The 21848-nt window shown below is 39.7% G+C and carries 22 protein-coding genes and 2 pseudogenes; 9 read left to right on the top strand and 15 right to left on the bottom strand.

Annotated elements, in window-relative coordinates:
• Positions 1 to 333 precede the first annotated feature (333 nt).
• On the bottom strand, positions 334 to 1527 hold the full coding sequence (locus tag Q8W40_RS08835; RefSeq protein WP_305396813.1) for an acetate/propionate family kinase: 1194 nt from the start codon (positions 1525 to 1527) through the stop codon (positions 334 to 336).
• 413 nt (positions 1528 to 1940) lie between these two features.
• Here Q8W40_RS08835 and Q8W40_RS08830 point away from each other — a divergent pair, with 413 nt between their 5' ends.
• The gene (locus Q8W40_RS08830; protein ID WP_305396812.1) at positions 1941 to 3530 is read left to right on the top strand and encodes a putative bifunctional diguanylate cyclase/phosphodiesterase; all 1590 of its coding nucleotides are present in this window, start codon (positions 1941 to 1943) and stop codon (positions 3528 to 3530) included.
• 14 nt (positions 3531 to 3544) lie between these two features.
• Here the strand turns inward: Q8W40_RS08830 and Q8W40_RS08825 are convergent, their stop codons facing one another.
• Positions 3545 to 4171: an outer membrane beta-barrel protein gene (locus tag Q8W40_RS08825; protein WP_305396811.1), complete on the bottom strand. Its 627-nt coding sequence runs from the start codon at positions 4169 to 4171 to the stop codon at positions 3545 to 3547.
• A 361-nt stretch (positions 4172 to 4532) separates the two neighbouring features.
• On the opposite strand from Q8W40_RS08825, the gene phhA reads away from it, so the two are divergent.
• From phhA to Q8W40_RS08800, 5 genes are all read left to right on the top strand, one after another.
• On the top strand, positions 4533 to 5321 hold the full coding sequence (gene phhA, locus Q8W40_RS08820; protein WP_305396810.1) for a phenylalanine 4-monooxygenase: 789 nt from the start codon (positions 4533 to 4535) through the stop codon (positions 5319 to 5321).
• 9 nt (positions 5322 to 5330) lie between these two features.
• Positions 5331 to 5669 (top strand): 4a-hydroxytetrahydrobiopterin dehydratase, encoded by a 339-nt coding sequence (locus Q8W40_RS08815; protein WP_305396809.1) that lies wholly within the window; start codon positions 5331 to 5333, stop codon positions 5667 to 5669.
• Positions 5670 to 6009: 340 nt separating this feature from the next.
• Complete coding sequence (gene ectA / locus Q8W40_RS08810; protein ID WP_305396808.1) at positions 6010 to 6549, top strand: diaminobutyrate acetyltransferase; 540 nt, start codon at positions 6010 to 6012, stop codon at positions 6547 to 6549.
• A gap of 23 nt (positions 6550 to 6572) precedes the next feature.
• Positions 6573 to 7838 carry a diaminobutyrate--2-oxoglutarate transaminase gene (ectB, locus tag Q8W40_RS08805; protein WP_305396807.1) on the top strand — a complete coding sequence of 422 codons (1266 nt, stop codon included), beginning with the start codon at positions 6573 to 6575 and terminating at the stop codon, positions 7836 to 7838.
• 9 nt (positions 7839 to 7847) lie between these two features.
• Positions 7848 to 8234, top strand: a complete 387-nt coding sequence (locus Q8W40_RS08800) for an ectoine synthase (RefSeq protein WP_101112967.1) — start codon at positions 7848 to 7850, stop codon at positions 8232 to 8234.
• 396 nt (positions 8235 to 8630) lie between these two features.
• Here the strand turns inward: Q8W40_RS08800 and Q8W40_RS08795 are convergent, their stop codons facing one another.
• The 4 genes from Q8W40_RS08795 to Q8W40_RS08780 all read right to left on the bottom strand — a co-directional run bounded on the left by Q8W40_RS08795 (position 8631) and on the right by Q8W40_RS08780 (position 11811).
• Positions 8631 to 9167, bottom strand: a complete 537-nt coding sequence (locus Q8W40_RS08795) for a cytochrome b (protein WP_305396806.1) — start codon at positions 9165 to 9167, stop codon at positions 8631 to 8633.
• A 220-nt stretch (positions 9168 to 9387) separates the two neighbouring features.
• A complete protein-coding gene (locus Q8W40_RS08790; RefSeq protein WP_305396805.1) occupies positions 9388 to 9969 on the bottom strand; it encodes a tetratricopeptide repeat protein in 582 nt (193 codons plus the stop codon).
• Between the two features lie 199 nt (positions 9970 to 10168).
• Positions 10169 to 10315: a hypothetical protein gene (locus tag Q8W40_RS08785; protein ID WP_305396804.1), complete on the bottom strand. Its 147-nt coding sequence runs from the start codon at positions 10313 to 10315 to the stop codon at positions 10169 to 10171.
• 347 nt (positions 10316 to 10662) lie between these two features.
• Entirely contained in the window at positions 10663 to 11811 is a 1149-nt protein-coding gene (locus Q8W40_RS08780; RefSeq protein ID WP_305396803.1) for an Acg family FMN-binding oxidoreductase, read from the bottom strand.
• Between the two features lie 90 nt (positions 11812 to 11901).
• Between Q8W40_RS08780 and Q8W40_RS08775 the strand changes: the two genes are divergently transcribed.
• On the top strand, positions 11902 to 12360 hold the full coding sequence (locus Q8W40_RS08775; protein WP_305396802.1) for a MarR family winged helix-turn-helix transcriptional regulator: 459 nt from the start codon (positions 11902 to 11904) through the stop codon (positions 12358 to 12360).
• Between the two features lie 129 nt (positions 12361 to 12489).
• Here Q8W40_RS08775 and Q8W40_RS08770 read toward each other — a convergent pair whose 3' ends face one another.
• Together Q8W40_RS08770 and Q8W40_RS08765 are read right to left on the bottom strand one after the other, a co-directional pair.
• A complete protein-coding gene (locus tag Q8W40_RS08770) occupies positions 12490 to 13287 on the bottom strand; it encodes a Cof-type HAD-IIB family hydrolase (RefSeq protein ID WP_305396801.1) in 798 nt (265 codons plus the stop codon).
• 152 nt (positions 13288 to 13439) lie between these two features.
• On the bottom strand, positions 13440 to 13886 hold the full coding sequence (locus Q8W40_RS08765; protein ID WP_305396800.1) for a GNAT family N-acetyltransferase: 447 nt from the start codon (positions 13884 to 13886) through the stop codon (positions 13440 to 13442).
• 252 nt (positions 13887 to 14138) lie between these two features.
• Here Q8W40_RS08765 and Q8W40_RS08760 point away from each other — a divergent pair, with 252 nt between their 5' ends.
• Positions 14139 to 14594 carry a hypothetical protein gene (locus Q8W40_RS08760; protein ID WP_305396799.1) on the top strand — a complete coding sequence of 152 codons (456 nt, stop codon included), beginning with the start codon at positions 14139 to 14141 and terminating at the stop codon, positions 14592 to 14594.
• Between the two features lie 76 nt (positions 14595 to 14670).
• Here the strand turns inward: Q8W40_RS08760 and Q8W40_RS08755 are convergent, their stop codons facing one another.
• The 3 genes and pseudogenes from Q8W40_RS08755 to Q8W40_RS08745 form a co-directional block, all read right to left on the bottom strand.
• Positions 14671 to 15207, bottom strand: a complete 537-nt coding sequence (locus Q8W40_RS08755; protein WP_201797010.1) for a phospholipid scramblase-related protein — start codon at positions 15205 to 15207, stop codon at positions 14671 to 14673.
• A gap of 179 nt (positions 15208 to 15386) precedes the next feature.
• A pseudogene (locus Q8W40_RS08750) lies at positions 15387 to 15524 on the bottom strand (phage regulatory CII family protein); the annotation flags it as partial.
• Between the two features lie 114 nt (positions 15525 to 15638).
• Positions 15639 to 15851, bottom strand: coding sequence for a hypothetical protein (locus Q8W40_RS08745; protein ID WP_305396959.1), 213 nt, complete (start codon positions 15849 to 15851; stop codon positions 15639 to 15641).
• A 101-nt stretch (positions 15852 to 15952) separates the two neighbouring features.
• On the opposite strand from Q8W40_RS08745, the pseudogene Q8W40_RS08740 reads away from it, so the two are divergent.
• Positions 15953 to 16428: pseudogene (locus Q8W40_RS08740) on the top strand (transcriptional regulator); the annotation flags it as partial.
• Positions 16429 to 16463: 35 nt separating this feature from the next.
• On the opposite strand, the gene Q8W40_RS08735 reads toward Q8W40_RS08740, so the two are convergent.
• The 4 genes from Q8W40_RS08735 to Q8W40_RS08720 all read right to left on the bottom strand — a co-directional run bounded on the left by Q8W40_RS08735 (position 16464) and on the right by Q8W40_RS08720 (position 21747).
• Positions 16464 to 17378, bottom strand: coding sequence for a hypothetical protein (locus tag Q8W40_RS08735; RefSeq protein WP_305396798.1), 915 nt, complete (start codon positions 17376 to 17378; stop codon positions 16464 to 16466).
• A gap of 2 nt (positions 17379 to 17380) precedes the next feature.
• A complete protein-coding gene (locus tag Q8W40_RS08730; protein WP_305396797.1) occupies positions 17381 to 18532 on the bottom strand; it encodes a DUF3696 domain-containing protein in 1152 nt (383 codons plus the stop codon).
• A complete protein-coding gene (locus tag Q8W40_RS08725; RefSeq protein ID WP_305396796.1) occupies positions 18525 to 20501 on the bottom strand; it encodes a DUF262 domain-containing protein in 1977 nt (658 codons plus the stop codon). Before Q8W40_RS08725 ends, Q8W40_RS08730 begins: the two co-directional genes overlap by 8 nt.
• Positions 20502 to 20625: 124 nt before the next feature.
• Positions 20626 to 21747, bottom strand: coding sequence for a DNA cytosine methyltransferase (locus Q8W40_RS08720; protein WP_305396795.1), 1122 nt, complete (start codon positions 21745 to 21747; stop codon positions 20626 to 20628).
• Between the last annotated feature and the right edge of the window lie 101 nt (positions 21748 to 21848).

Here is a 21848-nt window from a genome sequence, read left to right as displayed (position 1 = left end):
TCTCTGTTGTTTGTACGCTAGTTCCCAAAAATGAGATTAATTTCATTACAAAATCGACAACCATTTCGTGGTTGTCGAAACAAAGCGTTGCGAAATTCACCTGTCATCACTTATTCAGTCTCACCAGTTTTCAGTGTCATGCCTTCAAATAGTAAAAAGTTACTTTGAAGTAGGTACTTGTTAAATTTGAGCTCAATCTAATATTAAAAATGACTCTATTCACCGATTCATTAACCATCACAACAAAGTCGGCACCAATAACAAAGCTCCTATAATAGGGGCTTTGATTTGAGTATTTTTCGCGCAGTAAAACACGCTTATTGAATCGTAACTCTAAAGCAATTCTACCGACTGCTGAGCAATAACAAATTCTTCGTTGGTTGGAATAACCAATGCAACAGCATTTAATATGTCAGATCGAGCAATCACGCCAGACTCGCCAAATCTTGCGGCTTCATTACCTTGTTCATCTTCCACAAAACCGAGAAGCTTGAGGTTCTTTAAAATCTCACTACGAATAGGTAGTGAGTTCTCACCGATGCCCCCTGTGAAAATAATGGCGTCTAGGTCACCCAGTGGAATTAAGTAAGAACCAATGTATTTGGCAACACGGTACGTAAATACTTCAAATGCGAGCCTTGCCCCTTCATGCCCTTCATCCATCGCTTCTAGAATGCCACGAGCATCGGAAGTAAGCCCTGAAACGCCAAGAAAGCCCGATTTTTTGTTTAAAGTATCAAATACCTTTTCTTGGCTCCAACCTTTCTTCATCAGAAACTCAATGATGCCAGGGTCTAGATCGCCAGAACGCGTTCCCATCATTAACCCTGCTAACGGCGTAAAGCCCATTGATGTATCTACTGATTCTCCATTGCTTATGGCACATACTGACGCACCATTACCTAAATGAACCGAAATAAAGCTAGATTCATTCACTGGCTTATTAAGCATTTTTGCTGCTTCACGGCTAACAAAGTAATGGCTTGTGCCGTGAAATCCGTATCGACGGATACCGTATTCTTTGTACAATTCGTTAGAGATAGCTCCGGTAAACGCTTTTTGAGGCATGCTTTGATGGAATGCCGTATCAAACACGGCAAATTGAGGCAAAGCAGGAAACGCAGACATTGCAGCACGAATACCCGTCGCACCGGCTGGGTTATGTAGTGGTGCAAGGTCAGAAAGGCTCTCTATTTCTTGTAAAACATCTGCATCAATTCGAACTGTTTGAGTGAACCTTTCGCCACCGTGAACAATTCGATGACCGACAGCCACAATGTTTTCTGTTAGCTTATATTCTTCTACTAACCCAACGATTCGATTGATTGCATGGTGATGATGATTTTCAGGTGCATCAATCTTCTCTTCAAACTTATTACCATCGTGTTTCCAGCTGATTACCGCCTCAGGCAATCCAAAACACTCGCCTAAACCGCTGACAACAGCACTGCCCGTTTCGGAATCAATGACTGCGAATTTAAGAGAAGAACTACCTGAGTTTATAACTAGAACAAAGGAATGAGACATAAGGTTATGAATCCTGTTTTTAGCTAATTTTCTGAAGCGATATGCTTTCGTCGAAGATGAATCCATTATTCAATGATTTTTGAATCTTTCAACTTTATTTTAATTAACAAGTCATGCAATTAAGAGTTTTGTTGATCTAGCGCAGCAAAGCACTTACTTCATAGAGAAAATTTAAAATTAACAAATAAGCACCTGAATACATATAAAAAACATCCACTCTCTAAACTTGAAACACCATAAGCGCTAAGCGTGTTGAATTCTTCAACTGACGATTCCACTAAGCTGACCATTTTACGAAATATGTTTGGAACGTTGTCTATACTTTATCTGTAATAGATGTAGGAAGAGAGTTTCTTGTACATCTAAAGCTTATGCGCAACGCCTATTCGCGCAGCCATTGTTAAGGGTTAAATGTGATTCTATTTGCTGACTTGCTCGTTTTTCTGGGGATTGTATTTTTGGGTTTTGGGCTCAGGCCTGCTATCCAAATTTGCCAGAAAACTCATGAGCTAGGTTGGCAAATATTACTAACACTCATTATTGCGTTCACGCTAGGCTACACGTTGTTTCTCTTGTATTTACTCAGCATACGTTCCGTTAGCTATATCGAATTAGGCATGGCGGCGATCTTGTTTGGGGGTAGTCTATTCGTTGTTTTGGTCGTCAGCTACAGTCAAAAAAGCATCAATCAGATTGATGATATAGCTCAACTGGAGCGCTATAACGCGCTTCACGATTCTTTAACCAAACTGCCCAATCGCCAGTTTTGCATGCGTCAACTCGACAAACGTATTGAGCGGAGAACACCATTTTCTGTCTTGTTGTTCGATGTAAACAATTTCAAATATGTGAATGATGCAATGGGGCACCAATTTGGCGATATGTTACTCCAGCAAATAAGCCAAAGGTTAAGTATGGTATTGCCTAAACAGGCTTTTTTCTCTCGAATCGGGGGGGACGAATTCGTCATAATTTTACGAACTGGCGGTCGAAAGCCTATTGAAGAACTTTATTATGAGATATCAGAGGAGCTGAGCCATCCATTCAATCTTGGCGAATACAGCATCATCACCTCCATCAGTACTGGCGTCAGCATTTATCCCGAATACAGCACAGAGAAAGATCAGATCCTCAAACAAGCCGATGTTGCGATGTATGAAGCAAAGCGCTCCGGATGCGGTTTGTATTTCTACTCAAGCCACCTAGCGGATCAAGCGAAAGAACAACTCGCGATATCCAGCCAGCTAACGTCCGCACTACACAATCAAGAATTTGAGCTTCACTACCAGCCTATCGTCAACACTAGGTACAATTCTCTCTACGGTTACGAGGCGCTAATTCGGTGGCCTCAACCCGACGGTACTTTCATTTCACCCGAAAAATTCATTCCAATAGCAGAACAGTCGCATATTATTCGTGACATTACAGATTGGGTGGTTAATCAAGTCATACTTGATATGCAAATCTTTAATGAATCAGGGATAGACGCCAGTATTCACTTAAACCTGTCAGCTAAAGACTTAAACAGCCGAGCACTGTTTAACAATCTAAAACAATTGGTAGACAGCGACCAAATCAATCCAAGCCGACTTGTTCTAGAAGTGACGGAAAGCAATATGCTTAAAGATTTGAACAATACTAAACAAGTATTAGATGCACTGAGGGCGATTGGTTTTAAGATCAGTTTAGATGACTTCGGTACAGGCTACTCTTCACTCACTTTACTTAGAGAGTTACCGATAGACCAAATTAAAATAGACCGCTCCTTTGTATCTGGGATGCACAGGAGCGACTCTGATCATGCCATCGTCCGATCTTCAATTTCATTGGCACACGGGCTGAATTGTACCGTGATTGCTGAAGGTGTAGAAGAAACAGAGCTAATGGCATTGCTTGATACAGCGAATTGTGACTATGTACAAGGGTTTATCAATGGACGTGCACAAACAATTGAAGACATTGTCTACTGGACAAAACGGCACCATTTAAAAAGCGTCATTTAAGGTCTATTGAAAAATTAAAACTCGTATCCCATGGTAACGTATATGGCATAAAGGTTTGCATCCCCTGCTTTCCCATCCTTCTTAAGCGATAGGTGGTTACCGCGTAACTCAGTACCAAACTCAAAATTGTTATCCAATCGGTAGGCGCTTCCAATTGCCCACATGTAACCTAAGCCTTTTGCTTTTGGTTTGGAATCTTTATCAACCGTTAACGTTTTTTTGTATTCCAACGCTTCGACATACCCATAAGATAAACCAGCACTACCGTAGATATCGATACAGTCTGTCAGCGAATACGTTATTTTTGGCGCTGCGTTCAAAACAACAGAGCTAATTTCTTCTACTTCGTAAAGGGAAGACGTGTCTGACTTTTTCTTTGAGTTGTAATGAATATCGCCAGATAGCGCAACGCCCAAATAAATGTCTTTTGCCTCTGTCCAACTTGAAGTCATACGCGAATATTCAAGCGACAAAGATCGCCCTACCAATTCATAATCGCCAACACTCGCCACTTTAGACTGGAAACTGGATCCGCCAACCTTGGCAGTAAATAATTGATAAGCCTCTGGGCGCTGTTCTGCACTAGCATGTGAGGATAATGCGACTGCACTGGCAAAAACTAAAGCAAACTGTTTTTTCAAAACAATATCCAAATAATCTGACTGGGTTTTGTGTAAAGAAATTGAGCTTTGCAAGAAAAAAATCCAACAATGGCACCAAATTCTCATGATTGATTGAGCGCGCGAGATTCTACACAACTAATATGCATATCAATAGAGTGTTTTATGAATTTTCGCTGAACAAATCATCTCTTATTTTCATTACGTGATTTAGAACACCTTATTATCCTTGATACTAGCTAGGCTCAGGCGTTCAAATATGCATGTAAATTAATTGTTACAGATTATGATTTCGAGAAATTGGTGAATTTGTAGACGACAATTTACTTTTCATCGATAGTTACCACATCAACGCAACATATTTGCAACATCGTGGTGACTTATGACTAAGCAGAGCAAATATCAGTCAAAAAAAACGGATGAAAACGGTGTCATTCAATGGACTGACGAAGAAAATAGTGTGTGGAAAACACTCATTCACAGGCAACTTAACTGTATTAAAAACAGAGCATGCCATGAGTACATGGAAGGACTAAATAAACTCAACCTTCCACACGAACGTATTCCTCAACTTCACGAAATTAATTCTGCACTCTCTTCAGAAACAGGTTGGCAATGCGAAGCGGTACCGGCCTTAATAAGCTTCGACAAATTTTTCGAAATGTTGTCTGAGCGAAAATTTCCAGTTGCAACTTTTATTCGCAAAAGAGAAGAAATGGAATACCTTCAAGAACCTGATATTTTCCATGAAATATTTGGTCATTGCGCGATGCTAACTCACCCAGCCTTTGCTGCTTTTACCCACTCTTACGGTAAATTAGGGCTAAAGGCTTCTAAAGAAGACAGAGTTTATCTAGCTCGTTTATATTGGTTCACAGTCGAATTTGGCCTGATTAAAAATAGCAGCGGAATCAGCATATATGGTGGTGGAATACTTTCTAGCCCAGGTGAAACTCAATACGTTTACAGCGACCAGCCCGTATTCGCTCCACTAAAACCACTTGATGTTTTGCGAACCCCATACCGAATCAACATCATGCAACCAAAATACTTTTACATCGACAATATCAGCGAGCTTTTCGACATCGCTAATCTTGATATTATGTCGCTAATTGATCACGCCAAATCACTGGGTCTACATTCGCCCATGTATGAACTTGAACACGATTAAGGAAAAATCATGTCAGAAGCACTGTTAGAGTCATCTTGCGAAGCGTGCCGTTTTGATGCACCACAAGTAGAAACCGATGAAGCCAAGGAGTTACTGAGCCAGATCCCTGAATGGCGACTCATCAAAGTGAACGGTATTTCACAACTCGAAAGAGTCTATACATTTAAAAACTTTAAACTCGCTTTAGCATTTACTAATCGAATAGGTGATATGGCTGAAGAAGAAGGGCACCATCCAGCCCTGACAACCGAATGGGGAAAAGTAACCGTTCAGTGGTGGAGTCACTCGATCAAAGGTCTCCATAAAAACGATTTTATCTGCGCCGCAAAAACAGATTCGCTGCTCTAAAGCGATTTAACAAACTCGTTCGTAACCTCAGGTTCGCATAACATACCCTGAGGTTACATCACTCCCCCTCCCTCAACACCCCACTTCGTTACTTTAAGCCGCGTCATCCAAAGTTCGTGGTGCCTGCAGCAATTTGACACCCAGATAATGCTCTAATGACAAATTGGTTATTTTTTAGTTCGTACACTAAACTTTAGAATTCAACCATTCTAATTACATAAAATGTGATTTAAATCTCATTTATCGGGATAAAATGAGTTCAGCTTGATTTGAGCCCTAAATAATGTACCCTTCTGCGAAGCAATAATGTTTAGACCTCTAAAGGAATATGTGGCATCAAATGACAATTGCAGCCCCATGGGTAACTAACCCAGACATATTAGAAAAGGCAAAAACAAAGTGGATATTTCGTAACCCAGACAAAAAGGACGGCGATGATATTCACCAGCTTATAGAGAGCTGTCCCCCTCTAGACACCAACTCCTCTTATTGTAATTTCTTACAGTCCTTTCACTTCAAAGACACATGTATCGTTGCGGAATTTGATGGTGAATTGGCGGGTTTTATTTCCGGTTATTGTAAACCTAGCTCACCGAAGGACTTGTTTGTTTGGCAAGTTGCCGTCTCCCCAAATCACAGGGGGAAAGGGCTGGCATTTTCAATGTTGAAAGCGCTATTGAAAAGAGAAAGCTTGAAAGCGATAGAGTGCGTGGAAACAACGATTACCGAATCAAATCAAGCTTCTTGGAGTCTATTTAAGAAATTAGATAAAGAAAACGGGAACACCGGAAGCAAAACCATATTTTTGGATGAAGCCGAACATTTCAAAGGCAAGCACGATACCGAATATTTGTATCGCATCCCTCTACTTAAAATTTAACCCAAGGAAAAAGCGGTCCCACAATGGATATCTTTAAGAAAAAGGAATCTAAAGTCAGATCCTATTCAAATAACTTTCCAGTTGTTTTTCAAAAAGCGCAAGGTAGCTGGCTAGAAACAGAAAATAACAATAAGTACTTAGATTTTCTAGCAGGCGCAGGCTCTCTAAACTACGGGCATAACAACCCCGTTTTGAAAAATGCATTACTTGCATACATAACTAACGACGGCATTACGCACGGCTTAGACATGCACTCTGAAGCCAAAGCGGAGTTTCTACATGCATTAGACAAGCATATCTTCGCACCACGCGATCTGGACTATAAAGTTCAGTTCACTGGTCCTACTGGTACTAATGCGGTTGAAGCGGCCTTAAAGCTCGCAAGAAAATTCACTGGTAGACAAAATGTTGTTGCGTTTACGAATGGATTTCACGGCTGTTCTATGGGTGCTCTTGCAGCTACAGGCAATCAACACCATCGTGGCGGTGCAGGAATGGCGCTCACTGGTGTAACTCGTATACCCTACGAAAATTATGCCAACGTCGATGGACTCGCGTTATTCGAAGCCATGCTTTCAGACAACTCAAGTGGTCTAGATATGCCTGCTGCCGTTTTACTTGAAGCGGTTCAAGGGGAAGGAGGCTTAAACGTTGCCAGTAATTCGTGGTTGCAAAAACTGAGTGCCATTTGTAAAAAACATCAAATCTTGCTGATTGTCGACGATATCCAAGCCGGTTGTGGGCGCACTGGCACATTCTTCAGCTTTGAGCCTTCTGGTATCAAGCCTGATCTCGTCACTTTATCTAAATCCATTAGCGGGTTTGGTTTACCAATGGCGGTTGTACTGCTTAAACCTGAGTTGGATGTTTGGAAACCAGGCGAGCACAATGGTACGTTTCGTGGCAACAACCATGCTTTCGTTACCGCAACAAAAGCGTTGGAATTGTATTGGGCAGACAGTCAGTTCGAACAACACATCTCTGAACGCGCAAACCAAATTAATAAGCACTTAGAACAATCACTTCTTAACTTCCCTCATTTGTTTGAAAGAATAAAAGGCCGCGGAATGATGATTGGTATCGAGTGTAAAAGCCCTGATGTCGCTGGTCTTATTACTCGAAATTGCTTTGATCGCGGTATGATCATCGAGACTGCGGGACCAAATGATGAAGTTGTTAAGTTCTTCTGCCCTCTAACCATTACAGAGGCGGAACTGGCTCAAGGCTTAGAAATATTTGAAGCGTCTTCTGAAGCAGCCGCTCAACAGATAGTAAAGAAAGCATCTTAGGAATTTAGAATGATTGTAAGAACTTTAGAAGAATGTCAAAACAGCGAGCGACGCGTCGTATCAGACAACTGGGAAAGCGTTCGCATGTTGCTTAAAGATGACAAGATGGGCTTTTCGTTTCATATCACTACTATTTATGAAAATACGGAAACTCACATCCACTATAAAAATCATCTTGAGTCTGTTTACTGCATGAGCGGTGAAGGCGAAATCGAGGTAATTGGCGGTAAAACTTATCCAATTAAACCAGGAACGCTCTACATTCTCGACAAACATGATGAGCACTACCTAAGAGCGTACAAAGATAAAGAAATGGTAATGGCTTGTGTATTCAACCCGCCGATTACTGGCAACGAAGTTCATGACGAAAACGGCGTATACCCAATTGTAGATTAATCTATCATTGAGAATCACATCTCGTCTGAGTTAACCCAATGCGATCTTAAGTGGCTGTACATTAAAGATCGCATTGTTTTCAAACTTGATATTAGGGTCTGTTGATCTTTCTCGGTTAAATTTTGTTCGACTTCTATGCCTTTTAATCGCGGCGCAAGGTGGGACGCCCATTTTTTAAGAACAAAATCAATTCTAAGCAAATACCTTGCAACAAAGAGTAAAAGGCATGGGAACGGGGACGCCTAGTCGAACCCTTCGGGCAGCATTTGTGGCTTATTTCTACTGCGTTATCGCTCATTGATGTAGAGCGACTACACCGAATAAGCTCTGCCTTGTATAAATCCCCCCACAAATTGCTGCAAAAATCATCTCGAAAGGTCAACAGACCCTAAGAACTCAGTTTTTCTTGGCTATTCCTAACATTCGGCTTAGTGTTCCGTCTTTATCAATAAACTGGTGCTTTAGAGCGCCGACAATATGTAAAAGCAGCCCTACAAGTAATATCTTAAATCCAATTCCATGAATGGCGCCACCCAAGTTACTCAACGATTCTGTTTTATCACTTTTTGCAATCAACTCCATTCCAAAAAATGCCAGACCGTGACCTCCGCCAATACTCATTAGTACACCAGACAAAGGCATAGCAACAGTACCAATCAATAATAGGTAGTGAATGATCTTAGACAGGTTTGCTTGCCACCTAGGCATTACAGAAGCACTGACAATTTCCCCTTCTTTAAGCCGCCATGCGATTCTAAGGGCTGCTATCAACAACACCATCAACCCGAGTGATTTATGCGTTGCAAGTAATTCAAACTTTTCGGGACCTCGAGGTAACCCTTCAACAAACTTACCCATCCCCAATGTCACGATAAAACTGATGCCCACAAGCCAATGAAAAATGACTGTAGGGATTGAAAGACGATTGCTCATATATCACCTATGTTTATATGGTTTTATTATGAGTAAATCATGCACAACAACCTATTAAAGTTCGATACCATATTGTGTAAAGTTATGTAAATGTACCTAAAAGGCTCAGAAACTTTACATTATCTCGTTTAAGAGATGAGTCGCGTGTTTCGAACTTAAAATGGGGTCTAAAAAAAGAGCCGCTAAAAAGCGGCTCGATGTAAGTAGAAAAATAGAAAAGCTAAGATAGAGTTAACTCATTCTTAGACAAAAATTCGATAGCATTCTGGCAATTGTTCTTGGCCGCCTTGTACATATACTCAATGGCATGATCTTCATCTACGACACCGCCCTCCCCACTGAATAACATTTGAGCAAACATGTATTGTGCTTTTGGTACATTGAGGTCGGCAGCACCGTTTAAATACGCTCTCGCTTTCGCCATATCCTCAAATACACCGATTCCACTCGCGTAAACGGTATAAAGGATCATTGCAGCATTGGTGTTTTTTCCGCAATACGATCGCTTCAGCCAAAAGATACCTTCACTTTCGTTTTTCTCTGCGCCCAAACCTGTTAGCCGACCTACTCCTGTAAGTAACTGGGCAACAGGTGAACCACGATAAGCATATTCAACAATGATGTTTACGTTTACTAAAGCGTTGTTCACCCTTCTAGAAAGAAGCGCTTCCATGAAATCTTTATTGAGCAAATTTGCGGTCTCTTTAAAAAACTCATTAGATTCACGTTTAAGATCTTCATCGTTTAATTCTTTTTGAATCAAAGAAGTGATAAATCTTTTCACTTTTTCTATGTCTGACAATTCCATGATCCTAAGTCTTAACCTTCGATAGAGCCAAAAGTATGTCACGAAAACGTAAAATCTAGGTTAACGTTACACATTAATGCTAAGTAACTCGCATTCTCAACTTAGACCCGTGTACATCGTCTGAAGAGGCACCTAGGTATCGTGATGAAAAACACAGACTCATAGATGCCTCCAATGGCTTTACCTTGCTGAATTATTTCGCATTACCCTCATTTTCCTGAGGTTTTTTTGGTGGATTGCTTGAGGAACGCTGCCAATTTACCCCAGAACTGGGTTGGTAAGATGGTCCTCTTGGGCTTCCTCTATGACCACCACCACTTGAGCTATGACTTCTATTCATGTTGCCTCCTTGTAAACATTTAAGTGAGCAAACAATGCACAATGTGCACCACTGCAGTGTAATTGAGTACATCAATAAAATATGCGAGCAAACTAGCAGTTGGTTTGGACTTCGAATTGCAGAGATAAGACAAAGCAAGTAATTTCTACAACATAGGTCGTTCAATACCAGACTCACGAATTGAGTATATGAGAAATGGAAATATCGAAGAAAGAATGCCGACATGGAAGGGAATACAAACCAAAGAACACGCTATTAACATCTTGACTTACGTTTAATCAATTTAGTGAGTTCTACGCACTTTGCATACCCAAGAACGATTTGGGTATACCGCTAATCCAATTAGGCTAAATTAGTAAATCGCTAACTTCTCTTCTCGGAGACTCAGGTGTGGGTTTCGCCTTGCCTAGCCTAAACACCATTTGCACAGTATGGGATTTGTGGACATTAAAGTACTGTTTGAAGCTATCTTGCAGTGGAAGCATATCTTGATATTCCTGCAGTACTTGACTCATTGGGTGTTGTGCAATGCCCATCGAAGCCGTCACCAGATTAATTCTGTTGTATAAGCGCCCCACTTTTAATTGGTCTTTCCTTGTGTTTCCTTCCGTAATCAACATAGCAAAATGATGTGTGCTTCCAGTAACTGCTTTTGTTAGTTTGACCCCTTCTTTGCCAAAAGCCGTTGGATCTTTTTCAGCCGATTCACGACTCAAAAAGAACTGTTCTGCTAACCACCGCTTCGTGCCTAGAACACCATTTTGTGGCAAACCAAAACCATCTCTATACTGTTTGAATTCATCATCGTTAAAACGGAACATGCCTATTGTTTCAAGGCTGCGCGAACTTTTTTGCTCTTCTATTTCCATCGCTTGATTAAGGAAGTGTCGCATTTCTTGGTTGTATTCTTCCGTTTGTATGAATCTTAATTCGCTGCCTTTCGTTTCTACAACGTTAAGAATCGCGTTCAGATCAGTATCAGTAAGCTTTTCATTTGTGTATTCGGTTTTATTTGATTGACGTGTAACAAGATAAGGGAACAAGGGATCCGGTTGAATGCTCGTATCTGGCACAAGTTTAATCGCTGCAACTGGCATATTTTCCAACACCTGATTACCGTACTCGCCTAGCGGAAAATATTGCACGTCAGCCCTCGTTGCAAAATGGCTTGCAGCCACGACTAGACTTTCAATAAACGTACCCTGACCAATATGGATTTGGCGATGAATCGGATCCGTTTGAGGCAGTAACCTGTCCTCGTCGACATACAACAAAATTGTATCTTCGCCTTTAAAAGCGACCTTCCATGGCTGGATATTGTGAGGATTTGGGCACAACATTGCGTAGCTGATGAGTGTCTTCCTAAGATCCGAATAAGTCAGTGCCGGTCTAAATGAAAGATCAGAAGAGCTTGAAACATTACTGACCAAAACAGGTGCAGCAGCCAAAACGACTGCCCCAGCGCCCATCACTTTAATGAAATTCCTTCTATCCATTGCTATACCCTCTTTAATTCATTTGCTAAACTACATTCCACGGAATAAATATACATTCCAAGGAATATATATCAAGAGGTTTTGTTCATAATGTCGACAGAAAAACAGCAAACATCCATTAAGATAATGATTACATTAGGAATAATTAATCAACTCACCGACTCTTGGCTTAACAAAGCGCTGGCACCTATTGGAATTAACCAGTCCCAGTTCAATTTGCTGAATCACTTTTCACACCAGCCAGAACGCGAACAAACCATCAGCCAATTGGCTCAGGTTATGCAAATGAACCAGCCTGGCATTACTAAGGTGATCAATAAGCTCGCAAAAGATGGGCTAATTGAAATAAGAAAAGACGAAACAGATGGAAGAAAAAAGTGGATTAGAATAAACAATGCTGGATTAGATAAGGTTCAGCTCGCTTTTATGAGTTTTATGCCCACAATCGAAGCTTGCTTTACGAATTGGGATAATGACGAAATGCTGCAAATGTTAAAGCATTCCAATAAGTTAAAAGATTGGTTAGATGAGAATCGAGATCTAAACTAGCGACCCTGTGAAAACAGGTCTTTGGTTGGGTATAAGAATCAGAATCTCTTATATTTTAAAGGCACAGCTTTAATTCAATGCCCGTAGCAATAAACCTACAGGCATTCACTTTATTCTTTCGCCTCTGTTCTAGGCAAGCACCTTCTCTTTTATTACCGTTAAAACGCCTTGTTCATCTTGATGAGGCGCTTCAAAGCGAGCAAGCGCTTTTATTTCTGGGTGGGCGTTTTCCATGGCGTAGCTGTGATACGTCTCTTTCAGCATTTCGACATCGTTAAAGTAATCGCCAAAGCTCATACTCTGCTCGAAATCAAAATTGAACACTTTCTGTAAATGCCGTATTGCAGTGCCTTTTGACGCGTCTTTGTGCATAAAATCGAGCCAAATTTTGGCACTCACTACCACTTGGTGCGAATCTCCGAATTTTTCAGATACGACTGGGTATACATGCTCTTCTGTACCTTCATAATTCAGAATGGCTATTTTAATAAATTCATCATCGACATCGAGTAAATCCTCTACGTTTTTTACACGGTGATAATAGTTTTGGATCTCTTCGAACTTACTCGGGTCATTCGTTTCAATGTACGCTGAATCCTTTCCACATAAAACGATGTCTGAATTTTCAATACCACGAACAGTAACAACAATATCGTGTACTTCTTTCTTAGGAATAACGGCGCTATACAGCTCGTTCCCCTGATACATGACGATCGCGCCATTTTCTGCAATGAAAAGCATGTCATCTGCGATAGACTCAAACATACTCAGCAAGCTGTAATATTGCCTACCTGACGCTGCGGCAAAAAGAACCTCTTTTTCGCGTAACGCATGAAAAACATCATAGAACTCTGAGGGAAGATTTTTTGAACTATCGAGCAATGTGCCATCCATATCGGTGGCAATAAACTTTATTTTTTCTAACAAAACGACTCCAAAATACTTATCTACGATTTTACTTCAACAACAAAGCCTAGGGTCTATAGACCTAATCTAATCATTGAAAACTAAAATGCCACAAAACGTTAACTGCGTGAATAACTTAATATCTGAATGCACCCAAGCTTTTGGGTTATCTTTTACTTATTAAAGTAACACATAGGAACAAATCGGATACCGTTAACTTCAGATTCAGAATCTGTTATTTCAAACCCCTGCGATTCATAGAACGAAACCGCATTAACTGATGCGTTTAAGCTTACGTGGCCTGCTTCAGAATGGTCTAAGAGGTGCTGCAACAACTTTTTGCCTATCCCACTTCTTTGCTGCTTTGTATCAACAAAAAGGTGTGTAATGTACGAGCCTTCTCGTAGAGCACCGAAACCAATCGGTTTTCCATTTTCCACAGCTTTAACACTGTAAAACTTGCTTTCATCAAAAGCTGTTTTTAAGTCTGGAAGCACTTTTGATATAAAGGTCAATCTTCCTTTTTCGTTGAAATGAGGTAAGATATCTGAATTCGCGACCTTCTCCACAAGCTCAACGACTGCAGCCATATCAATTTCTTCTACTTTTTTTATATCCAAAGCCTTCTCCTATGTCCGAAAGCTCAACTTAACATCCTGTAATAAAAGACTTAACTTGTTTTTTGTTAGAACATTAACATTAGTCTATTTTTTTTGGTGTACAATTAACTGAATGATATGCTGCTTGTGCGGTCTAATGAATTACCGACATATGTGGCTTAGTGAACACGCAACACAACGCTTAGTCTTAATGCCTACAACTTGTTCAGGCAGCTCAAAATAAAAGAAAGCGTTTAGAAAGAGATTCGAGTAATGACAGTAATGCTTTACCCTACCAAAACATCGCCAAAAGGCTATCGTGTACAAGATAAAGTACTCAATGTTCAGAAATACTTCCCTTTTTCTAAATTTGGAACGCCCAAAAAAGCAGAAAAATCTGCTCGTGAATTCCAAGAACAACTCTCTGAAAAACGAAAGGTACGCGAAATTCGGCTTACACTCGATGTAAACCAAATATTCCATGCTGATGGCTCTGTTAAAGGGTTAAGCAAACGCCTTAGACGCACAAATAACGGAAGCGTGGTAGAAGTACTCAGAGCCCAAGTATCTGTAGATGGCAAGCAAGTTTCAACCGATTGGCAGCTGAAAAATCGCACCTTCAGAGAAGCTTATAAAGGGATTCAGGATTGGATCTTAGAAAAGCGTGGAATCACAAGAACGCGTGAGATCACCAACCTTTTTAAAGAAGTGGAAGACATGTACAAATAGCCACTAGATTTAATACACATATTTTGAAAACGCAGCAACAGATTCGGTGCTACGTTTTTCGTTTAGCGCACTCGTTCTACTCTTTCAACACCATATCAATACACATAACAGCCGCCAGAATAAGTTTTCTAACATCGTCATTTTCTGGAACATCGCTGGCAATTTCTAACACATAGTTATCAGCGCTGGTAAACATTTCTTTCCCTATCCCAGCCCACTTCTTGGATACGTGAGCGAGCTCTTTCTCATTATTTTTGAAATAGAAATCCCAACCAGTCCACTTACCTTCTAGCTGACACATCTCTTCACCACGCTTATCAAGCAGTGCAAATTTCCCACCAATTGAAAACAGTTTCTGCTCGAATTCACCAATCAATTCATTGTTGTGGTCAGTCACTGTCACTTTAGATAAAAAAAGCGAAATCCCCCTTTGGATACGAACCACTCGTTGCCCGTCTGGAGTTTTTATTTGAATATCAAACGGCGTCATTCGCTTATAGTCTGTAAAGCGCAATAGCTTGGTAAAGAACCCTAGGGTGGGTTCACGGCACTCCATGATAACGTCACCCGATTCTGGGTCGTATATATCGAAGTTATTGGCTGCCTTAAACATGCCAACATGTTCCTTTACCAAAAACAGGTTTTTATTAATTACATCTACCACTCTATTCCTCCGGTGGGTTTAATACCTAAGCCAAAAATTTCTTAGTAGTTCTTTTATCATTTAACTCTTTGATAAAAAGAAAAGTTTCCCAGTTCTATGAGAGCGAGCACAATTCTAAGGGTATGGTAACGCAGCATAGTCGCATTCATGCCCACGGCTTTCGCTAACCTAGTCATGTTCTCCGAGTTCGCAAATGCACAACACACTTCATTAAATGGCTTTTGTTTAGAGCCACGGAATTCGCACATTGAGTCAATTTCGTTCATAACCAATACTCAATTGAAGACAAACGGGACGAAAACGAAGCCCCAACCAAGAACATTGGGCCATAACAGGCAATGCTCGTTGGTTGGAATTAGGGAAGATGAACGCATGACGGCCTACCCCAACTTTTCCATAGCTTCACGAGTCGCCATTTCTACTAAGGCGATCATATTAATGAGAGGGGTTTCTTTACCTTTGGCTTTAGTTTTAATAGGTAAGCGACCATCAACTACCCAATCAATGATGGTGCGCTTAGGCATTCTAGAGAACTGAGAGTATTGGTCGTACGTCATGAAAGGCGTATTTAGGACTACTTGATATGAGAGCATAGTGATATCGTGTTGGGTTATTAAATGCTTCATAACGGTCTAGTGAGTTGCACCTCGCTAGTCATTGATTTGAATTTCAAGTGTTCAATTGAATGACTGCAAAAAAAATAGAACCATTTGAATTAGCAGTACGCATTCATTTGAGTGAGGGAGTGTGTCTTTGAAGTGGCTTCTATTAGATCAAGGTGAACCTTTTCCTGAGCAGAACGCACAAAATCACGTATCCAAGAAGAACGAGGCTAAAACTCTTTTTGATTTGGATTACTTCACTCTCACGAATGGAAAACTTGTTGGAAATGAAACGCTAGCCTTTGATAAAAGCTACTTAGACAAACTTGGGGTTCTGAATGTAATGGTCATCAAGCACGATGGGACTACATTCATTGTCGATAAAGAAGTTCATCAAGCAGTAAGCGGTACATACTTAGTAGATATGGACGGTCTACTCTCGCTCAACGATATTCAGCGTTTACCAGGTAAGAAGCTAGCGTTCAGCTTTAACTGCTCGACTCTAACAGTCGAAGAAGATGAAGTGAGAGTTGTGGGTAAAGTTGCGTTAGTGATAGAGAAGGTGTGATGGGTAAAGAGAAAGCGGCTAAATAGCCGCTTTATTTATAAATGCTCACCAATATGGGCAATTGCGATTTTCGGATTTTTGGGGTCTATTTTGTTAAAGAAACCAAAATAAATACGGTTGAAGTAGTAGGTACCTTTGCCGTTAGCTCCATCAATCTGCTCTAATTTATAGTGATATTCGCAATTAACATTCTTATATTCGATATTATTAATTAAAAAATCTCTTTTTAATGCCGCTATTGTTCTCTTGTTTTTACCAGCACCTTCAGGCGTAACTGGGAAGTCTAAATTTGCCTTGAGATTATTTATATTACCTTGTGAGTCATGAGGGATTATTTCATACTGATCCATAAAAGTAAGACAATCTGTAATACCTTGAATAAACGATTGATAACCACCCTCAGTTTTTCTAATACTATCAAAAGTTGTGTTTTGTTTATGTCCTGGGTAATCCAGAAAGATTAGATTTCGGTATAACTGAACAAAACTCCGCGCATACTCACCGTGTGTTCTTGGATTATTTACAAGCACATCAGAACCGAACTGGACTATGGTCCCTCCATCAACGATATTACGCAACGGCTTCGTTGTTAAACTATTACTTGGAATCGATGAGTATAAAGATAACCATGCTCCTTTGTGCTCAGGCCTATCAGTATCAACCAAACGAACTACCGCTGCAGAATCTAAGTCGACAATGCAAGTAGCTTTTCCCATGTTGGCATCATATAGCTCTTTCATGATAGTACCGGCATCTAGATGAGCTGGTTGTTTATATAGTTCAGTAGCGGCGTTAGCATCGAAATCATTTGATTTTGCAAATGATAAAAAACCCTTTTCTTTATAATATTTTTCAATCATATCTGAAGAAGTCTTAATAGATTGAGCAACTACATCTTCTGATTTTGAAAAGTCAAAGCTTTGGGACACAAAGCAAATTGTTGCTTTCATGTTTAAGCTCCTTTAGAAGGAGGCTGGTCTTGCCCAGTCATAATCATGAACATATCTTGAGCTTGCTGATCAAAAAAACCATCAGGCCAGTTAGACAATTTCCCATCTTTAGTAATAGTAATTTTATCTACATTACTCTGCCCTTCACCCTGTGATATGTAGTAAAGAGTAAACAACTTCGGATCAAAGTCTTCTTTAATCCTAGTGATAACACGAATGCCATTAAGTAGGTGGTCACTGTGTGTTTCAACTACTACTTGAACACCTGCTTGAGCAGTCAATGCTATCAAACGCCCTAGAAAGCTTTGACCTCTAGGGTGAAGGTGCGCCTCTGGGTTTTCGATAATAACTAGCCCACCTGATTTCGTGTAAAGCAATGCTGTAACGATTGATAATACATAGCTAACACCAAAGCCTACATTATGTGGCTTTAATGAGTTATTACCATTTTGAGCAAAAGTATTTGCTGAGGTAGATGCCTCTTCAAAAAATGTAGATGTTACAGATATACCAGGGCTAATTTCTTTTAACCACGCATCAATTTGAGGTCCTAGCCTATTCTGTTTTTCATTAGAATGTAATCGAGGATCATCCACACCACTACCAGCGTCAGTAACACCACCGACGAACAGACGTCTAGATGAATTTAAATGTGAAAGAAACTCAGATGTAAACTCCCCTTTTGCCCCTAACCAGTCTTTATGAAAGCCAGATGACTTAGCAATGTCATAATTTGACTTTGGTCCAAACCTTTCAGCCTGTAGATATTGAACACTATCCAATAGAGACCTTAATGATTCTCTTGCCTCTTGGGTGGGGAAATTTATAGCGGATAAATGCCTACTGGATATATTTTCTTGTTCATCAATATCATGAAATCCCCATGATATATTATGGTTATCTATTTCAAACTCAAGCTTCAAAGTTACATCTTCTGCTCTCTGATTATGTACATCATCAATCGTGCCTAATTCAACTAACTCCCCATTTAATGCGACACTAGAATCAAAGTATGACTGGAGTGGAATTGATATAGCTTGAATTGCGGTACTTTTTCCTACTGAGTTATTACCACAAAAAACAGTCAGATTTGAAAATTCAAACTCTTGGTCTTTATATGACTTAAAATTATGTAGTGTAAGTTTATTAAGCATTAAAATCACCTAGCATTGGTTTTATATTTACATTGATACCTGTCGATTTTTTTAATATATTCATAAATGCATCGAATCTATATTTAACAGTAACTCGCTTACCTGTAGATGAAGAAATAGAGTATGAAAAACCTCTATTATTTTCTGCATATACTTCAGATTCCCATACTGCAAACTCTGTAGAATCATTGTCTATTGCATCATACAACTCAAATACCAATTTTTCAGAACTGACTCGTAAGTCATTAATTTGGTTTTCATCAAGAAATGCAAATGTAGCTACAATAACCTCAAATAACGGTTTACTAATCGGAACAACTCGATCTGTCTCTATCGTTTTTTTAAAAGCAAGTTCGTCAAAAATTTCATGCGCTAAGCTAAGTCCTTGCTTAAATTTTTTCTCAAGCTCCAAAATAGTATCACTACTTCGATTAGATAAACTTGAATTCCCTAGATCGATTACCTCTTCATTATCCAAAAATAATTCAAACTGATTAATTTTATGCATACTAGTACAAAGGAATGAATCATAGGTTTTATAATAAAAATCTTTGTACCCTAGAACGATATAAGCCAGAGCCGACAAGCATAGCCCCATATCTTTTTGTCGATGTGGGTTGACTTTATTATTTGTAGCTTTTTTAAATTCTTGGCTAGAAGATAAATAACGTAAAAGCTTCACGCTGACACCTTGATACATTGCTGAGCGAATTTCTTGGTCACTCAGCTTGACACCGTAGGTATTTATACGGTGAAAGAGCTCAACGATTAAATTATCATGATCTGATTCAACATCAATGACGTGAGCAGTTATTTGATATTCTCTAATTTTACGCTTATCTAATCTCGATAAGCCACTAAAGAACTTTCCGTTATAACTATCGTCTACTGACTCCAAACCATTAAGTGCAAAGTCGTCTTTCATAAAATTGTAGATTGTAGTAATCCGTTGAAGTCCATCAACAACAACCCAATCGCCATCATTTCTTTCGGCAAAATAAAATGCAGGCAAAGGCAAACCCATTAATATAGATTCAATAAGTTTTGATTGGCGAGCTGACTTCCAAACTCGATCTTCACGCTGAAAATCAGGCTGTAGTTCAATTTCATCGTAACTTAAACGCTCAAAAATAAGAGACAACACTGGAGTTATATGATGAATTCGGAGGCCACTATTATTACGATCCTGTATAAGACTAGTTTTAGATTCAGGGGTTTCGTGTACAAGCAGATCCCCAGTAATACTGTGATCTTCGACTTCGTTCGCAACACCAGTATAAGTTTCGTCTTCAATGAGTTCTTCAACAGGTAATACTGGTAAGTGTTCGATCTTAGAGCTTTTAGTATTTGTAAGTTTATGCAGCTCTCCGTTTACGGTTACAACCGAATCACTAACAATACCTTCAAGTTCAAGCAAGTCACTTAGAGCCTGTTCAAAACCTTTTGCTACTGTGTTATTTAAGTCAGACTTTTCAAGTTGTTTTAAAGTCGAACGTAACTTGGAAATAATTGAGGTCTGCTGCGAAGAGATCTCTAAGTTACTCAAAGCAAAGTAATTATCGATTTTGGATAAAACAAGGCTAAGCTCATCGCCGATTAGTTCAGACAAAGAACCGAGCTCATGGACGGAAGTACCACGAAGAAAGATATGCTTTTTACCCTTAAATCGAAAATATTGTATGTAGGGTAGGTTTGCAAAGATGGTTTCTGGTTGATTACGACTGCTACCACTACCAAATAGTGCTTGATCTACGTTGGCAAAACCTTTGTGTGTCAAATCAGCCCATATAGCTTCTAACTCCCAAAAAAATCGAGCGTTCCCTTCTTCGCCTAATTTAGAAGAAACAAAATACTTCTTTGATTCAAGATCAATTTTTGTAAGGTAAATGGGCGCTGTTTTGGGGTTTAAAGATTGAAGTTGTTTTCCGACGAGTTGCTCTATATCAGATAAAACATCTTTAAAGTGCATGAATAGACCTAGTTAAGATAGCAATTACTTGAGGCAAGTTTACCACGACTAAATCTTAATGTACTAGGCAGGTTCATAACGATGTGAAATGTATAAAGAAAAGGAGCTAAATTGCTCCTTTTCTTTATAGTGAGTTGAGATAAGTCCGTATAGTTTCAGCTAAGCTTTCAGCTGCTAAGTAGGGCACTCCGTTACCAATAGTCTTGAACATATCGGACAATGTCATTGTTGACGGAAAACAAAACTCTTTAGGCAATGATTGAATAGCTAAAGATTCTGCTGCACTTAATCTACGAGATTTGTACGGATGCAAGTGGACTTCATTATTTCCGTATGCTGCGGTTGGCGAGTAACGCCATCTATGGAGGCGTTTAAATGACTTCTTACTATCATCACCTTCTAAGATTGACTCAAATCGATGCATTGCTTGAGGCTTAAAGTGATGCACTGAGTTAGGGTGGTTATACACATTGTTCTTCTTAAACCAATGCTCAACTGTCAGTTCATTGAACTCAGAAAGCGCCTCCGGAAGCTCTTTTTGAGAATCTTGAGCGTACTCTTCATGCCCAGGCCACATACCTTTATCAAGTACGACACTTTTATCGAACTTCACTTTGGCTTCCCAGTTAAATCGCGTTTCTAGCTCTTTGCTTGTGATATCACCGACTCGTGATTCATGAATACCGAAAAGTAAAATACGGTCCCTATCTTGAGGGACACCGTATTCAATACAGTTCGTCAAACGATCTGTAAGTATGTAGCCTTCTTTCACTAAACGCTGCTTCATCTCATCATAAAAAGCACGGTGTTTAACGGTACGCCAAAGCCCTTTTACGTTTTCAAATAAGAAGAAATCAGGTTTATTTCGAATAATTGCATCAATGTAAACACGACTTAACTTACCGTTCTCACCATCTGAACCTTTATTTTTACCTGCAACTGAAAAGTCTGGGCATGGTGGTCCGCCAATAAAACCCGTGAGTGCTTCTTTCTTAGCTTTCGTTACTAGTTCAGTTAAATGGTTGGTCTCTTCACCTGTTACAAGATCATCTATTGAGCCATGGTAGTAACCATATTCTGGTTTTGGAATTCCCATTTGATCTCTAGAATACTTATATGCGTCTAGAAAAGGCTTATGGAACTCGTTGATAAAACGCACGTCAAAACCAGAGCGTTCGAAGCCCAAATCTAAAAAACCACTACCAGAGAAAAAAGAGAAAATTATTGGTCGTTGTTGAGCTGACAAATGAGAGCCTTTCTTAATTGTTAATTATATCTATAAATAGTACCCAGCCAGCCATAATACATCATAGCTACGACAGCTAAAATAGGATTCTACTTTTAGAT

It is taken from the genome of Vibrio penaeicida (assembly GCF_030689305.1).
In the GTDB taxonomy this organism is placed as follows: domain Bacteria; phylum Pseudomonadota; class Gammaproteobacteria; order Enterobacterales; family Vibrionaceae; genus Vibrio; species Vibrio penaeicida_B.
Note: the sequence above shows the minus strand (reverse complement) of the source record. Positions and strands in the feature narration are given on the sequence as shown.

Excerpts from the sequence above, each read along its gene's own strand:
- Q8W40_RS08835 (WP_305396813.1), bottom strand. The coding sequence starts at position 1,527 with ATGTCTCATTCCTTTGTTCTAGTTATAAACTCAGGTAGTTCTTCTCTT.
- phhA (WP_305396810.1), top strand. The coding sequence starts at position 4,533 with ATGACTAAGCAGAGCAAATATCAGTCAAAAAAAACGGATGAAAACGGT.
- Q8W40_RS08815 (WP_305396809.1), top strand. The coding sequence starts at position 5,331 with ATGTCAGAAGCACTGTTAGAGTCATCTTGCGAAGCGTGCCGTTTTGAT.
- ectA (WP_305396808.1), top strand. The coding sequence starts at position 6,010 with ATGACAATTGCAGCCCCATGGGTAACTAACCCAGACATATTAGAAAAG.
- ectB (WP_305396807.1), top strand. The coding sequence starts at position 6,573 with ATGGATATCTTTAAGAAAAAGGAATCTAAAGTCAGATCCTATTCAAAT.
- Q8W40_RS08800 (WP_101112967.1), top strand. The coding sequence starts at position 7,848 with ATGATTGTAAGAACTTTAGAAGAATGTCAAAACAGCGAGCGACGCGTC.
- Q8W40_RS08795 (WP_305396806.1), bottom strand. The coding sequence starts at position 9,167 with ATGAGCAATCGTCTTTCAATCCCTACAGTCATTTTTCATTGGCTTGTG.
- Q8W40_RS08785 (WP_305396804.1), bottom strand. The coding sequence starts at position 10,315 with ATGAATAGAAGTCATAGCTCAAGTGGTGGTGGTCATAGAGGAAGCCCA.
- Q8W40_RS08780 (WP_305396803.1), bottom strand. The coding sequence starts at position 11,811 with ATGGATAGAAGGAATTTCATTAAAGTGATGGGCGCTGGGGCAGTCGTT.
- Q8W40_RS08775 (WP_305396802.1), top strand. The coding sequence starts at position 11,902 with ATGTCGACAGAAAAACAGCAAACATCCATTAAGATAATGATTACATTA.
- Q8W40_RS08760 (WP_305396799.1), top strand. The coding sequence starts at position 14,139 with ATGACAGTAATGCTTTACCCTACCAAAACATCGCCAAAAGGCTATCGT.
- Q8W40_RS08755 (WP_201797010.1), bottom strand. The coding sequence starts at position 15,207 with ATGTTTAAGGCAGCCAATAACTTCGATATATACGACCCAGAATCGGGT.
- Q8W40_RS08745 (WP_305396959.1), bottom strand. The coding sequence starts at position 15,851 with ATGCTCTCATATCAAGTAGTCCTAAATACGCCTTTCATGACGTACGAC.
- Q8W40_RS08735 (WP_305396798.1), bottom strand. The coding sequence starts at position 17,378 with ATGAAAGCAACAATTTGCTTTGTGTCCCAAAGCTTTGACTTTTCAAAA.
- Q8W40_RS08730 (WP_305396797.1), bottom strand. The coding sequence starts at position 18,532 with ATGCTTAATAAACTTACACTACATAATTTTAAGTCATATAAAGACCAA.
- Q8W40_RS08725 (WP_305396796.1), bottom strand. The coding sequence starts at position 20,501 with ATGCACTTTAAAGATGTTTTATCTGATATAGAGCAACTCGTCGGAAAA.